This window comes from Mesorhizobium sp. L-8-10, from assembly GCF_016756635.1.
Classification (GTDB): domain Bacteria; phylum Pseudomonadota; class Alphaproteobacteria; order Rhizobiales; family Rhizobiaceae.
In genome coordinates this window covers 961,963-976,691 of record NZ_AP023263.1, presented here as the reverse complement: position 1 = coordinate 976,691, position 14,729 = coordinate 961,963, and the positions used below count along the sequence as shown (strand labels likewise).

9 protein-coding genes are annotated in these 14,729 nt (G+C 66.4%); 8 read left to right on the top strand and 1 reads right to left on the bottom strand.

All coding sequences use genetic code 11. The annotated features are described in order from the left end of the window. Positions 1 to 162: 162 nt before the first annotated feature. Entirely contained in the window at positions 163 to 939 is a 777-nt protein-coding gene (locus tag JN280_RS04405) for an ATP-binding cassette domain-containing protein (protein WP_202310288.1), read from the bottom strand. 197 nt (positions 940 to 1,136) lie between these two features. On the opposite strand from JN280_RS04405, the gene JN280_RS04400 reads away from it, so the two are divergent. The 8 genes from JN280_RS04400 to nirB all read left to right on the top strand — a co-directional run bounded on the left by JN280_RS04400 (position 1,137) and on the right by nirB (position 14,697). Further along, positions 1,137 to 3,329 (top strand): TonB-dependent siderophore receptor, encoded by a 2,193-nt coding sequence (locus JN280_RS04400; RefSeq protein WP_202310287.1) that lies wholly within the window; start codon positions 1,137 to 1,139, stop codon positions 3,327 to 3,329. A 13-nt stretch (positions 3,330 to 3,342) separates the two neighbouring features. After that, positions 3,343 to 4,197, top strand: a complete 855-nt coding sequence (locus JN280_RS04395; protein ID WP_244742955.1) for an ABC transporter substrate-binding protein — start codon at positions 3,343 to 3,345, stop codon at positions 4,195 to 4,197. A 72-nt stretch (positions 4,198 to 4,269) separates the two neighbouring features. Next, positions 4,270 to 6,276 (top strand): Fe(3+)-hydroxamate ABC transporter permease FhuB, encoded by a 2,007-nt coding sequence (fhuB, locus tag JN280_RS04390; protein WP_202310286.1) that lies wholly within the window; start codon positions 4,270 to 4,272, stop codon positions 6,274 to 6,276. Between the two features lie 269 nt (positions 6,277 to 6,545). Continuing rightward, positions 6,546 to 8,513: an adenylate/guanylate cyclase domain-containing protein gene (locus JN280_RS04385; RefSeq protein ID WP_202310285.1), complete on the top strand. Its 1,968-nt coding sequence runs from the start codon at positions 6,546 to 6,548 to the stop codon at positions 8,511 to 8,513. Positions 8,514 to 8,606: 93 nt separating this feature from the next. Continuing rightward, positions 8,607 to 9,209 carry an ANTAR domain-containing response regulator gene (locus tag JN280_RS04380; protein ID WP_202310284.1) on the top strand — a complete coding sequence of 201 codons (603 nt, stop codon included), beginning with the start codon at positions 8,607 to 8,609 and terminating at the stop codon, positions 9,207 to 9,209. Further along, entirely contained in the window at positions 9,206 to 10,438 is a 1,233-nt protein-coding gene (locus JN280_RS04375) for a CmpA/NrtA family ABC transporter substrate-binding protein (protein ID WP_202310283.1), read from the top strand. The genes JN280_RS04380 and JN280_RS04375 overlap by 4 nt, the downstream gene beginning before the upstream one ends. Before the next feature lie 406 nt (positions 10,439 to 10,844). Next, positions 10,845 to 12,086: an MFS transporter gene (locus JN280_RS04370; RefSeq protein WP_202314531.1), complete on the top strand. Its 1,242-nt coding sequence runs from the start codon at positions 10,845 to 10,847 to the stop codon at positions 12,084 to 12,086. A 160-nt stretch (positions 12,087 to 12,246) separates the two neighbouring features. Beyond that, positions 12,247 to 14,697, top strand: coding sequence for a nitrite reductase large subunit NirB (nirB, locus tag JN280_RS04365; RefSeq protein ID WP_202310282.1), 2,451 nt, complete (start codon positions 12,247 to 12,249; stop codon positions 14,695 to 14,697). The last annotated feature ends 32 nt before the right edge of the window (positions 14,698 to 14,729 follow it).

Here is a 14,729-nt window from a genome sequence, read left to right as displayed (position 1 = left end):
TATGGAACATAAAGAGAACAAACGGGCGCGAGAGTCAAGTCGGCGCGGCGGCTTGATCGGTTCCCCAACCGGGGCCTGCTGCATCGCACCCGGCGCTGACCGCTGTCGCTTGTCCTCAAGGCAGCGGCTTTCCGGCAGCAGCGACTCCAGCTCGGATACGGCCTATTGCACATACCCGATCGGCTGCCCGGTCACGGGGTGCTGGAACACCCCCATCTCGACGCCGAAAATGTCCCGCAGCACCCCGATGCGCATGATCTCGTCGGGCGAGCCGCGCGTCAGAAGCCGGCCCTGCCTGAGCGCAACCAGTTCGTCGCAATAGCGCGCGGCCATGTTCGGATCGTGCAGCACGAGCACCACGCAGAGATCGCGCTTGCGGCTTAATTCCCGTACGAGACCGAGCACCTCGACCTGATGGGCGAGATCGAGTGCCGAGGTCGGCTCGTCGAGCAGCATGACGCCGGCATTCTGCGCCACCAGCATCGCGAGCCAGGCCCGCTGGCGCTCGCCGCCGGACAATTCATCGACCAGCCGGTCCGCGAAGCCGGACATGTCGGTGAGCGCGAGCGCGTCCTCGACATGGCGGCGGTCCTCGGCGCCGAAGCGGCCGAGGGCGCCATGCCAGGGATAGCGCCCGAGGGCCGCCAGTTCCTCCACGGTCAGGCCGGTCGCACCAGGTGTCGTCTGCGGCAGATAGGCGAGGGACCGGGCAAGCTCCCGCGCGCCCCAATGGGCGAGCGGCCGCCCGAAGAAGCTGATCGAACCCGCCGTCGCCTCCTGCTGCCGGGCAAGCAGCTTGACCAGCGTCGACTTGCCGGAACCGTTGTGCCCGATGAGCCCATAGACCCGGGCGCGCTCGAACTCCAGAGAGATGGGGCCGAGCAGGGTGCGCTCGCGCACCGCGAAACGCGCGCCGTCCACCGTGAAAGCATTCGTCACAGGCCAGTTCACCCTGTTGCGAGGCGCGGGGAAAGAGCGCCGTCGGCCGTTGACTATTAAACATGAGATGCATAGTCAACATTATGAATGGAGCAACCCCAGGCAGCGGTGAGAGGGACGAGCCGCAACCCATGTTCCGCCATCTGCTGCAGCGGCGTTCGAAATGGTGCGTTGCGGCTTCGACAAAGGGGATCGGCATGATTGGAAGCAGCACTGCACCGCAGGACGAGCCACGCGGGGAGGAATGGCGCAGTGGGCTTTCGCACCGTCGACACGGCCTCCTTCTGCTCGCATCGACCGTTATCGGCGTCGTCGCCGCGCCCGCGGCATTTGCCCAGGAGGCGCAGAGCGTCCGGACGGCCCAACTGGAAGAAATCACGATCCGGGAGCGCATCGAGAATGCCTGGGGGCCTGTCGACGGCTACGTCGCCCATCAGAGCGCGACCGCCACCAAGACCGACACGCCGCTGATCGAGACGCCGCAATCGATCTCCGTCGTCACCGCCGACCAGATGGACGCGCAGAGTGTCGAGAGCATCGGCAATGCGCTTCGCTATACGGCGGGTGTGACGGGCGAGCAGTTCGGCAACGATCTGCGCGGTTTCGGTCTTCAGATCCGCGGCTTCGGCGTTTCGGACGAGGCTTTCTACAAGGACGGCTTGCGCCTGAAGGGGACCGATTTCGCGAGCTTCCTGGCGTTCGATCCCTACGGTGCGGAGCGGCTCGAGATCCTGCGCGGGCCGAGCTCGGCGCTCTACGGGCAGAACAGTCCCGGCGGCATCATCAACTATGTCAGCAAGCGCCCGGTGGACCAGACCTTGCGCGAGGTCGAGTTCAGCGCCGGCAGCTTCGACCGTTTCCAGGGTCAGTTCGACATGGGCGGCAAGATCGACGATCTCGGCGTCTGGACGTTCCGGCTCACCGGTCTTGCGCGCGACGGCGACACCCATGTCGACTATGTCGAGGACAATCGCCTCTTCATTGCGCCGGCCCTGACATGGCGGCCCGACGCCGACACCAGCCTGACGCTGCTGGCGAGCCTCCAGAAGGACAATGCCGGCTGGGGCATCCAGTTTCTGCCGGCCAGCGGCACGGTCAAGCCCAATCCCTTCGGCAGGCTGCCCGCCAGCCGCTTCGTCGGCGAGCCGGACTTCGACAAATACGATCTGACGCTGGCCACGATCGGCTATGAATTCCAGCACCGTTTCAACGAGACCTGGCAGGTGCGCCAGAACCTGCGATACGCCTATCTCCGCAACGTCCAGGACGGCGTCTTCGGCAGTGGCCTCGAACCCGACGGGCGGACCTATAACCGCTACGCCGACGAAGGCCGCTCGCAGCTCGGCAACTTCGCCGTCGACAACCAGGCGCAGGCCGACTTCGACACCGGCCCCGTCAGGCACAAGCTGCTGATGGGCCTCGACTACCAGTACAACGACTACAGCGACTGGGGCACCTATGCCGATGTCGATCCGATCGACATCTTCGATCCCGTCTATGGTGCGCCGCTCCCGCCGCTCGCCGTCTATCAGGATTCGAAAAACAAGCAGAGCCAGTTCGGCATCTACGCGCAGGACCAGGCGAAGCTCGGCAACTGGGCGCTGACGGCAGGCGGCCGCTACGACTGGACCAACAACGAAACGCTGGACAAGCTCAGCGGCGACACCAGCGAACAGGCGGACGACGCCTTCACCGGGCGTGTCGGCCTCGTCTATCTCTCCGACATCGGGCTTGCGCCCTATGTCAGCTACTCGACGTCCTTCCTGCCGGAACTCGGCACCGACGCCTCCGGCAACCTGTTCGATCCCACGACCGGCGAGCAATACGAGGTCGGCGTCAAGTACCAGCCGCAGGGCTGGAACAGCTTCATCACGCTCGCCGCCTTCGATCTCACCAAGGAGAACGTCGTCCGCTACTTCGGCAACGATCCATTCCAGACCGGCAAGATCCGGTCGCGCGGCATCGAGGTGGAGGGCGTGGCAAGCTTCGATTCCGGTCTCGATGTCAAGCTCGCCTATACCTATCTCGATGTCAGCATCCGCGACGATTCGGAAGGCAATGAGGGCAACACGCCCTATGGCGTGCCGGAACACCAGGCATCGCTGTGGGCCGACTACACCATCCCCACCGGCCAGTTCGAAGGCCTCGGCTTCGGCGCGGGCGTTCGCTACATCGGTTCGACCTATGGCGACGACGCCAATTCCTTCAAGGTGCCGGCCGTGACGCTGGTCGACGCGGCCCTCCACTACGACTGGCGTGATTTCCAGTTCAAGCTCGCGGCGAGCAACCTCTTCGACGAGGAATATGTCGCCTCCTGCTTCTCCGAGGCGTTCGGCTGCTTCTACGGCGAGACCCGCAAGGTCACCGGCTCCGTGAAATATCGGTGGTAGGCCGGAGCGCGGCGTGCGGAACCTTTCGCGTCGTGCGGTGCTGGCCGGCCTTGCGGCCGCGGGGGCGATGCCGGCGCGGGCGGCCGCGCCGTTGCGCATTGCGTGCCTCGAATGGACGTCGGCCGAACTGGTCGTCTCGCTCGGCCTCGAACCGATCGCCGTCTCCGACACGAAGGGCTATCGCGACTGGGTGGCCGCCCCGCTCCTGCCCGCGGGCACCATCGATCTCGGCTCGCGCGGCGAGCCGAACCTCGAGCTGCTTGCCGAATTGAAGCCGGACCTCATCGTGGGCGCCTATGGCTACGGCCTCGATGCCGCAACCTTCGCCCGCTTCGCGCCTGTCTGGAACGTGCCCTTCTACGACGGCACCGGCACACCCTATGCCCAGGCCGAAAGCGAGGCGTTGAGGCTCGCGAGGCATCTGGGCCGGACCGACATCGGGGAACGCTTCGCCATTGCGGCCGCCGCCACGATCGCAGCGGCAAAGGAGAAGCTTGCGGCGCGGGCGGCGGAGCCGCTCGCCGTGGTCAGCATGTTCGACGATCGGCACGTCCGCATCTACGGGCGCGGCGGCCTCTTCCAGGACGTGTTCGATCGGATGGGTGTAACCAACGCCTGGACAAGCGAGACCAACAGTTGGGGTTTTTCGACAACAGGCATCGAGCAGCTGGTGGCTGTCGGCGGGGCGCGGCTGATCTCGCTCGACCCTATCCCGCCGCACGTGGCGATCCGCATCGCCCGGAGTTCCCTCTGGGCCAACCTGCCTTGTGTGCGGGCAGGCAAGGTGACGACCATCCCGCCGGTCTGGCCTTTCGGCGGCCTCGCCGCCGCCGCCCGTTTCGCCGGGCTGCTGGCCGAGGCGGTGTAGTCCGATGCAGCCTTCATCCGCCATCCCCTGCAACGGAGGCGGCAGTGCCCGTCGCCGCCCCAGAAGCGCCGCATGAGGACTCGCGCTCCCGCACTCCATCGCACCGGTCCGTCTGGCTGGGGCCTTGCGCTGCTCATCGCGTTGCCGACCGTCGCCGCCGCCTGGCTGACGCTCTCGGGCATGGCCGAGCTGCTGCCGACGCCACTCTGGTGGCAGGCGCTGCTTGCGACCGACAACGCCGATCCGCGTCAGCTGCTTTTCCGGCACGCCGAACTTCCGCGTCTCGCGATTGCGATCCTGGCCGGTGGAGCGCTCGGGCTCTCCGGCGCGCTCCTTCAGCAGGTGCTGCGCAACCCGCTCGCCGAGCCCACGACGGTCGGCACTTTCGCGGGAGCAAGCCTGGCGCTGACGGTCGCCACGCTCTATGCGCCGTGGCTGCTGGTACACGGCCGCGAGGCCGTGGCACTGGCCGGCGGCGGGCTCACGACCCTTGCTGTCCTGGCGCTGGCGATCGGTCGAGGCTTCTCGCCCGTGACGATCATCATCGGCGGGCTGGTGGTCAGCCTCACCTGCAGCTCGGCGAGCGCCTTGCTGATGGCGATGAACCGGGAATATTCGGAGGAACTGTTCATCTGGCAGACCGGTTCGCTGGTCCAGAACGGCGACCGGGTGGCGCTCGGATTGGTGCCATGGCTCGCAGGGGGCATCGTTGCCGCAGCCGCCCTCATCAGGCCCCTCGGGCTGCTCGACCTGTCCGACGAAGGCGCGGCCAGCCTGGGCACGAGGCCGGCCATGATCCGGCTTGCCGGGCTGGCGGTGGCGGTGGCGCTTGCAGGGGCAGTGGTCGCCGCGGTCGGCGTCATCAGCTTCGTCGGCCTTGCCGCGCCGGCACTGGTGCGGCTCGCGGGAGCGCGCTCGCTGCCGGCCCGCCTGGTCTGGGCGGCCCTGTTCGGCGCCGCCCTCCTGTGGTTCACCGACCGGTTGGTTCGGATCCTGCCGCTGCCCAGCGAGATTCCGGCTGGAACGGCGAGCGTCCTGCTCGGCGCCCCGCTTCTGCTGTTGCTCCTGGGTCGGCTGCGTGCCGGACCAGTTCGAGGCGGAACAATGCCGGTCCCGATGCGGACGGGTCCAAGGCCGCCGCTGATCCTGTTGGCCGTGATCCTCGCGCTCGCTGTTGCGGCAGCGCTGTTCTTCGGGCGCGGCGCCGCGGGTTGGCACTGGGTCCCGCCCGCCGATCTCGCCGAGTTCCTCGCCCTGCGCGCGCCGCGTGTCGCCGTCGCGCTGTCGGCCGGCGTTATGCTCGGGGTCGCGGGCACGCTGATGCAGCGCATGACCGGCAATCCGATGGCCGCGCCGGAAGTGATGGGCGTTTCCGCGGGCGCCTCGCTCGGCGTCCTGGCACTGTTCTTCCTCACCACCGGCATCGATCGCTCGGGCCTGCTCGCGGCCGCGGTCCTGGGGGCGCTCGCCACGCTGGCCGCGATCACCGCTGTGGGCCACCGCCACGATTTCGCGCCGGAAAGGCTGCTGCTTGCCGGCGTTGCGCTCGCCACCACGGGTTCGGCGGTGCAGGCGGTCGCGCTCGCCAGCGGCGATCCGAGGCTTGATTTCCTGCTCGGCTGGCTATCCGGTTCGACCTGGCGGTCGACCGGCGCCGATGCGCTTGCGGCGGGCGCCACCGCCGTTCTCGTGCTCGCGCTGGCGCCGCTCACCGCCCGCTGGCTGGAGATCCTGCCGCTCGGCGACGCTGCTTCCCGTTCGCTCGGTCTGGGGCTCGCCTTTGTCCGCGGCGCCCTGCTCTTGCTGACGGCCCTGCCGACGGCTGTGGCCACGCTCGTCATCGGGCCGTTGAGCTTCGTGGGCCTCGTTGCTCCGCATCTGGCCGCAATGCTGGGTTTCCGGCGGGCGCTGCCGCAGCTTGCCGCCGCGGCCGCTCTGGGGGGACTGACCCTCGTTGCCGCCGACTGGCTCGGCCGCACGCTCATCTTCCCCTGGCAGGTGCCGGCCGGGCTGCTCGCCGCCTTCGTCGGCGGGCCCTATTTCATGGTCCTGATGCTGGGAAAGGGAAGGGCTGCGTAGCGAAGTCGTCGGCGGCCGATACTGCCCAAACCCCGCTTTCTGTTTTGCCGGCTTGACGTTCAAACCGGCAGCCGACATTGTCGGTTGTGCGCCTACGCCGGGGTCGCCGCGGGGATGTTCGATCCTCGGCCGTTTTGCATTGCCGGAGTACCAGACCAGTGGGCACGTCCCAACGAGCCCCCGCCGCGAGGCCGATGGAAGCAAGAGAACCGGCCGGAACGCAGGCGCCGGGCTCCGCCGCCCCCAAACCCCGTCATCGAAAGATCGGCATGCCCGGCCCCCTGCGCAAGCATTGGGTCGGTCCGCTCAACGTCCATCTGAGCCTCCTGATCATCCTGCTGCTCGCCGCAACGGCCGTGCCGCTCGTATGGCTCTCCTACGACCGCGGCCGCCACCTCGCCCTTTCCGCGGCCGCCGAGAGCATGCAACTCCTGACCGAGCGCACCGCCGATCGCTACCGGATCGTGTTCGACAGCGTCGAACCTTTCGTCACCATGACCGCGGTGTCGGACGCCTTCGCCACGCCGCCGCCCGGTGCGCTGGAGCGCAAGCAGCAGACGCTCCTCACTGCCCTGCGCGATTCCGACTATATCGACGGTCTCTTCGCAGGCTATCCGGACGGGAGCTTCCTGCATGCCGTCAGCCTTGCGGACAGCCCTGCCTGGCGGTCCGTGCTCAATGCGCCCGCCGAGGCAACCTTTGCCCTGCGCACCATCTGGCGGGAAGACGCGGGCCGCATGGTTTCGACATGGCGTTTCCTGGCCCGGACGGGCCGCGAGCTTTCCGTGTCGGGCCCGGCGGACGCCCGCTACGATCCGAGGACGAGGCCCTGGTACCAGATGGCGTCGACCGTGCCGGGCACGGTCGGGATCGGCCCTTATGTGACGGCGACGACCAGGTCGCCTGCCCTCACGGTCGCGCGCGGCCATGCCGACGACGGGCGCATCGTAGTCGGCGCCGACATCATGCTGACTGCGATCGCCAGTTTCCTGGCGACTGAGAAGGTCTCGCCCGACAGCCTTGCCTATGTCCTGGACGGCTTCGGGAAACCCATCATCCATTCCGACCCGGCCGTGATGGAACGCCTGCTGGCCGCGCCGCCGGATGCCGCCGGCGCGGCGTTTGCGATCGATGATCCGGTCATTGATGCGGCGCGGGCGGCGATGGCCGCGGGGCCGCGGGAAGATCTGGCTCATTTCCGTTTCGAGGTCGATGGCAAGCCCTATCTCGGCAGCGCCACCATCATGCGGGTCTCGCCGTCCCTGGAAGGCAACACGCTGCTGGTCGCCGCGCCGCTGTCCGACTTCACCGCCGAAAGCTACCGGTTGCTGCGCCAGGGTCTGCTCATCGCGGCCGCGGTGCTGGCGATCGGCATCGCCGCGACGGTTCTCATGGCCAATCTGATCACACGCTCGCTTTCGGTGTTGACCCGCCAGGCCGCGCGCCTGGGCGACCTCGATTTTGCCGCGGCCTCCATGCCTTCCTCGAACATCGCCGAGATCAATTCCCTGGCGAGCGGTCTCGCCGTGGCGCGCGACGCGATCAGCAGCTTCGCGCTCTACGTGCCGCGCGAGCTGGTCCGCAAGATCGTGGCCAACAGCGCGCTCGCATCGGAAACGGCGGTCCGCCAGGAAATCTCCATACTCTTCACCGACATCCGCGACTTCACGACCATCTGCGAGAAGACCAGCCCGGAGGAGGTGGTAGGCCTGCTGTCAGCCTATTTCGATGCGATCAACGCCAGCGTGGAAGCCAATGGCGGCTCGATCGTCCAGTTCCTGGGCGATTCCGTCTGCGCCATGTGGAACGCCCCGATCGGCGACCCCGACCATGCCGGCCATGCCTGTCGCTGCGCCCTCGACATCGCTGCGACCGTGGAGCGCTTCAATGCGCGCCAGGAGGCGCTGGGCCAGCCGGCCTTCGTCACCCGCATCGGGCTCCACAGCGGCGCGGCCGTGGTCGGCAATGTCGGCGCTGCCAGCCGGCTGCAATATACGGCCATGGGCGACACCGTGAATGTCGCCTCCCGCCTGGAGGGGATCAACAAGCGATTCGGCACGACCATTCTGGTGAGCCGTGCCGTCGTTGCCCGCTGCGGCGATGCCTTCGTCTTTCGCCCGCTTGGAAGGACGCAGGCCAAGGGACGTTCCGCCCGCCTTGACATCTTCGAACTGGTCGGCGTCCGAGCCGAAGCCGACGGCGGGACAAATGCCGCGGTCGACAGGGTCGGCGAATGAGGCGGCGGCGATCTTCATCGCACTGCGCGAAGAGGTCGGGGCGCGCCGCGTTTTTTGCATTGCACAATCGGGCGCGTTGTTCACAATAGGCCCATGCCATCGCGCGCCCTGACAATCCTGGTGATCGACGAAAACCGTATCCGCGCCTCGATCATAGAAGCGGGCCTGCGCGATGCCGGTCACGACAAGGTCACCGTCGTGCATGACGTGGCCGGTATCGCGAAACGCGTCTCCGACATCCAGCCCGACGTCATCGTGATCGATCTCGAAAATCCGAACCGCGACATGCTGGAGAACATGTTCCAGCTTTCGCGCGTCGTGCGCCGGCCGATCGCCATGTTCGTCGACCGGTCCGACAGCGCCTCGATCGAGGCGGCGGTGGACGCGGGCGTTTCGGCCTATGTCATCGACGGGCTGCGCAAGGAACGGGTCAAGCCGATCCTCGACATGGCGATCAGCCGCTTCAATGCCTTCTCGCGCATGGAGCGGGAGCTGGAGGAGGCGCGCTCCGAACTCGCGGGCCGCAAGCTGGTCGAGCGCGCCAAGGGCATATTGATGAAGTCGCGCGGACTGAGCGAGGACGAGGCCTACGCGCTGCTGCGCAAGACGGCCATGAACCAGAACCGCAAGATCGGCGACATCGCTCAAAGCCTGGTCATGGCTGCGGGTCTGCTGGAGCCGGGAGAGGATTCGTGAAGCGCTATTCAGTCACCGCCGGATTCCTGCCGCTGCTGGACAGCGCGATCCTGGTCGCGGCCCGGGAGAAAGGTTTCGCGGAGGCCGAAGGGGTCGAGCTCAGCCTCGTTCGCGAAAACTCCTGGGCGAGCATCCGCGACAGGCTTGCGGTCGGCCACTTCAACGTCGCGCATATGCTCGCCCCGATGCCGATCGCCTGCAATCTGGGCCTGACGTCGCTGGCGGCCGAAACGATCGCGCCGTTGGCGCTCGGACTGGGCGGCAACGCGGTGACCGTGTCTCTCGACGTCTGGTCCGCGATGCTCGGCCATGACGCGTCGGGCGACTTTGCCCCGTTTGCGGCCGGCCGCGCCCTGGCTGCGGTCATTTCCGATCGCCGTCGCACCGGCAAGGAAATATTGCGTTTCGCCGTGGTCCACCCGCATTCGGGACATAATTACGAGCTGCGCTACTGGCTTGCCGCCTGCGGCGTCGATCCCGAGACGGAGATAGAGATCGTCATCGTGCCGCCGGTCCTGATGGCGGATGCGCTAGGTGCGGGCCGTATCGACGGTTATTGTGTCGGCGAGCCCTGGAACACCGCCGCCGTCGCCCTGGGCGTCGGGCGCATCGTGACGACCAAGGCGGCGATCTGGAAATCCAGCCCGGAGAAAGTCCTTGGTGTCGCCGCGAGCTGGGCCGCGAAGGACCCCGACATATTGTCCGCCTTGTTGCGCGCGCTCTATCGGGCGTCCGAATGGTGTGGCGCGCCGTCCAATCATGACGAGTTGGCCCGCTTGCTGGCAGCGCCCGCCTATGTCGATTGCCCCGCCGAATGGCTGCGCCCGGCGTTGAGCGGCGCGATCGATGCCGGCGAGCGCGAGGCTGTCGCCGTGACCGATTTCTTCGTCCCGCACGCCAAGGCGGCGACCTTTCCATGGAAGAGCCATGCATTGTGGTTCTACAGTCAGATGGTGCGATGGGGCCAGGTTCCGGCGAACGAAGGCAACGAGACGATCGCGCGCGGCACATATCGGCCGGACCTTTACCGCGCTGCCTTGCGCGAACTGGGCGTGGCCCTGCCCGGCGCCAATTCGAAGGTCGAGGGCGCGCTCAAGGTCGAAACGCCGGTCGGCTCGGCGGGCGCAAGCCTGACGCTGGGCCCGGATGGGTTCTTCGACGGCGCGGTCTTCGATCCCGACCATGTCGCCGCCTATCTTCGCAGCCAGTCCCACCCACCCTCCGAATGATGATGCCGACATAGGCAGAATGATGCGATGCACAAAAGTTGTGCATCGCATTGCGGCATCGTGCCGGATTCTTTGACAGGCACCGTCGCGGCCAAAATCGCTCCCCTTGATCCCATTCCGTTGAATCCAAAGAGGAATTTCTACGGAAGCCAAATTGGCACGGTTCCTGCTTATTGGTTTTCAGGCCCGATCAGGGTCACGAGATTTGCGTCCAATGACGGGCGCGCGAGGGCAAAGCTGCCGATCAGGCCGATGCGCGATCCCACGGATGCGCGAGGTCTGGCCGGCAGCTTTTTCGTTTTCAGCCACAGGGCAGCGGCCTCCCACGCTGCGTATGGAGCGAAGAGTGAGTACAGTTATTCCAGCAGCCGCCAGCCAGGATCATGCGGCGACGCGCGCGCTTTCCATGTCCACCATCGCCTTCACCGTCTGTTTTGCGGTGTGGACGATCTTCTCCATCATCGGGGTCAGGATCAAAGCCGAGCTTGGGCTTACGGACACGCAGTTCGGTCTTCTGATCGGCATGCCGATCCTGACCGGCTCGCTCGTGAGAATGCTGCTCGGCATCTGGACGGATCGCTTCGGCGGACGTCTCGTCTACACGGCGACGATGCTTGCGGCGGCAGCGGCGACCTTCCTGCTCGCCTTCGCCACGACCTACCCCCAGATGCTGATCGCCGCGCTCGGCGTCGGCCTCGCCGGCGGCTCGTTCGTCGTCGGCGTCGCCTATGTCTCCCGCTTCTATCCGGCAGCTCGGCAAGGCACGGCGCTGGGCATCTTCGGCGTCGGCAATGTCGGCGCGGCGGTCACCAAATTCGTCGCGCCTTTCGTGCTGCTCGCCTGGGGCTGGCAGAGCGTCGCGCTGGTCTGGGCGGCGGCGCTGGTGGTGATGGCGCTCGCCTTCTGGCTCGGCACCGAAGACGACCCGGTGATCCGCGAACGCCGCATTTCCGGTGCCGGGCAGGCCCGCAGTTTCCTCGCCGAGTTCGCGCCGCTGAAGGACATCCGTGTCTGGCGCTTCGCGCTCTACTACTTCTTCGTCTTCGGCGCATTCGTCGCGCTGGCGCTCTGGCTCCCCCGCTATCTGACCGGCGTCTACGGCTTCGACATCGCGACCGCAGGCATGATCGGCGCGGCCTATTCGATCCCGGCCTCGATCTTCCGCGCCTATGGCGGCGTCCTGTCGGACAGGATCGGCGCGCGCACCGTGCTCTATTGGACCTTCGCCGTTTCCGCCGTGGCCTGTGCGGTGCTCTCGTTGCCGGTCGCCGACTACACCGTGCGGGGCATAAACGGACCGATCAGCTTCCATTTCGAGATCGGGCCGATTGCCTTCGTCGCGGTTGCCTTCGTCCTCGGTTTCTTCATGAGCCTCGGCAAGGCGGCGGTCTACAAGCACATTCCAGCCTACTACCCGCACAATGTCGGTGCGGTGGGCGGCCTCGTCGGAATGATCGGAGGCCTCGGCGGCTTCGTCCTGCCGATCGCCTTCGGAGCCCTCAACGACCTCACCGGCGTCTGGTCGAGCTGCTTCATGCTGCTCCTCGCCATCGTCCTCGTCTGCTTCGGCTGGATGCACGTCGCCATCCTGCGGATGGAACAGGCGCGGGCGCTGGCCGAACAGGCCGTCGTTTCGCCGGCCGAATAGTGCCAACGGTCGTTGAGATCGACCGTTGGAGCGCGCGACTGCGCGCCGCGCCCGTTGGCGCGAAAGCCAAGCGGCCCGGATGGGCCGCGCCGGCGACTGATGCCGCCTGGATGCGCCAGCATCCAGGCCCACTGGGATATTACTTCAGGGAATGCACGTCATGACCGAGAAACTCGTCATCATCGGCAATGGCATGGCGCCCGGCCGGATGCTGGAACATCTGCTGGAGGCCGCGCCGGACCGTTACCGGATCACCATCTTCAACGCCGAGCCGCGCGTGAACTACGACCGCATCATGCTGTCGCCCGTGCTTTCGGGCGAGAAGCAATTTGAGGAGATCGTCATCCATGGCGACGGCTGGTACATCAAGCACGGCATCACGCTCTACAAGGGCCACAGGATCGTCGCGATCGACCGCGAGGCGAAGACGGTCACCTCGGACCAGGGCGTGACTGAACCCTATGACAGGCTGGTCATCGCGACCGGGTCGGTGCCCTTCATCATTCCGGTGCCGGGCAACGACCTGCCCGGCGTGCTGAGCTATCGCGACCTCGACGACGTCAATGCCATGCTGCTCGCGGCACAGTCCCGCGCCAAAGCGGTCGTCATCGGCGGCGGTTTGCTGGGCCTCGAGGCGGCGGCGGGTCTCAAGGAACGCGGCATGGACGTCACGGTGCTGCATGTCATGCCGACGCTGATGGAACGCCAGCTCGATCCTGCCGCAGGCTATCTCCTGCAGAAGGCCGTCGAAGCGCGCGGCATCAAGGTGATCACCAAGGCCAATACCAAGGCCATCGTCGGCAACGGCAAGGTCGAGGGTGTCGAACTGGCTGACGGCACGATCATTCCGGCGACGCTCGTGGTCATGGCGGTCGGCATCAGGCCCAATGCCGGGCTCGCCAAAGAGGCGGGGCTGGCCATCAATCGCGGCATCGTCACCGACGACAGGATGCAGACCTCGGATCCGGACATCCTAGCGCTCGGCGAATGCGCGGAGGTCGGCGGCCATGTCTACGGTCTCGTCGCGCCGCTCTACGAGATGGCGCGCGTCGCGGCCGCCGGGCTCGCCGGCGGCGAGGACAGGCGCTTCGTGCATTCCGATACGCCGACCAAGCTCAAGGTCACCGGCATCGACCTTTATTCGATCGGCGATTTCGCCGACGGCGACGATCGCGAAGAGATCATCCTGCGCGATGCGTCGGCCGGCATCTACAAGCGCGTGATCCTCCAGGGCAACAGGATCATCGGTACCGTGCTGTTCGGCGAAACCGGCGACGGCGCCTGGTTCAACGACCTCAAGAAGAAGGAGGTCGATATCTCGGAGATGCGCGACACCCTCATCTTCGGTCAGGCTTTTCAGGGGGGCGCCTCCGCGGACCCTCTGGCGGCCGTTGCGGCACTGGCGGATGACGCCGAGATCTGCGGCTGCAACGGCGTCTGCAAGGGAAAGATCGTCTCAAGCATCACGGCGAAGGGGCTGACCTCGCTCGACGACGTGCGCGCCCACACGAAGGCCTCCGCGTCATGCGGCACCTGCACGGGTCTGGTCGAGAAGCTCATGGCGCTCACTCTGGGCGACGGCTACAACCCGGCCGCCGTTCAGCCGATGTGTTCCTGCACCACGCTCGGCCATGACGAGGTCCGCCGGCTGATCAAGGCCACGGGGCTGAAGACGATCCCGGCCGTCATGCAGGAGCTGGAATGGAAGACGTCCTGCGGCTGCGCCAAATGCCGTCCGGCGCTGAACTACTATCTCGTCGCGGATTGGCCGGACGAATATGCCGACGACTATCAATCCCGTTTCATCAACGAGCGTGTTCACGCCAACATCCAGAAGGACGGCACCTATTCCGTGGTGCCTCGCATGTGGGGCGGCGTCACGTCAGCGAAGGAATTGCGCGCTATCGCCGACGTGGTCGACAAATTCGCCATTCCGACGGTCAAGGTCACCGGCGGGCAGCGCATCGACATGCTGGGCATAAAGAAGGAAGACCTGCCTGCGGTCTGGGCTGATCTCGGCCAGGCCGGCTTCGTTTCCGGCCATGCCTACGCAAAAGGCCTGCGTACGGTGAAGACCTGCGTCGGAACGGACTGGTGCCGTTTCGGAACGCAGGACTCGACCGGCCTCGGCATCCGCATCGAGAAGTTCATGTGGGGCTCGTGGACGCCGGCCAAGGTGAAGATGGCGGTGTCGGGCTGTCCGCGCAATTGCGCCGAGGCGACCTGCAAGGACGTCGGCGTGGTGTGCGTGGATTCGGGCTACGAGATCCATTTCGCCGGCGCGGCCGGGCTCGACATCAAGGGCACGGAAGTGCTGGGCCTGGTCAGGACGGAGGACGAGGCCCTGGAGGCGATCGTGGCGCTCGTCCAGATGTATCGCGAGCAGGCCCGTTATCTCGAGCGCATCTACAAATGGGCCAAGCGTGTCGGCATCGAGGAGATCCGCCGGCAGATCATGGAAGATCCCGACAGGCGCAAGACCTATTTCGATCGCTTCGTCTTCAGCCAGAAATTCGCGCAGGTCGATCCGTGGTCGGAGCGCGTCTCCGGCAAGGACAAGCACGAGTTCCGGCCGATGGCCGTGGCGGACTTCAAGGAGGCGGCGGAGTGAAGTTCCGCGATCGCTCCGACCACAGAGGGCAG

Excerpts from the sequence above, each read along its gene's own strand:
- nirB (WP_202310282.1), top strand. The coding sequence starts at position 12,247 with ATGACCGAGAAACTCGTCATCATCGGCAATGGCATGGCGCCCGGCCGG.
- JN280_RS04385 (WP_202310285.1), top strand. The coding sequence starts at position 6,546 with ATGCCCGGCCCCCTGCGCAAGCATTGGGTCGGTCCGCTCAACGTCCAT.
- fhuB (WP_202310286.1), top strand. The coding sequence starts at position 4,270 with ATGAGGACTCGCGCTCCCGCACTCCATCGCACCGGTCCGTCTGGCTGG.
- JN280_RS04400 (WP_202310287.1), top strand. The coding sequence starts at position 1,137 with ATGATTGGAAGCAGCACTGCACCGCAGGACGAGCCACGCGGGGAGGAA.
- JN280_RS04370 (WP_202314531.1), top strand. The coding sequence starts at position 10,845 with ATGTCCACCATCGCCTTCACCGTCTGTTTTGCGGTGTGGACGATCTTC.
- JN280_RS04380 (WP_202310284.1), top strand. The coding sequence starts at position 8,607 with ATGCCATCGCGCGCCCTGACAATCCTGGTGATCGACGAAAACCGTATC.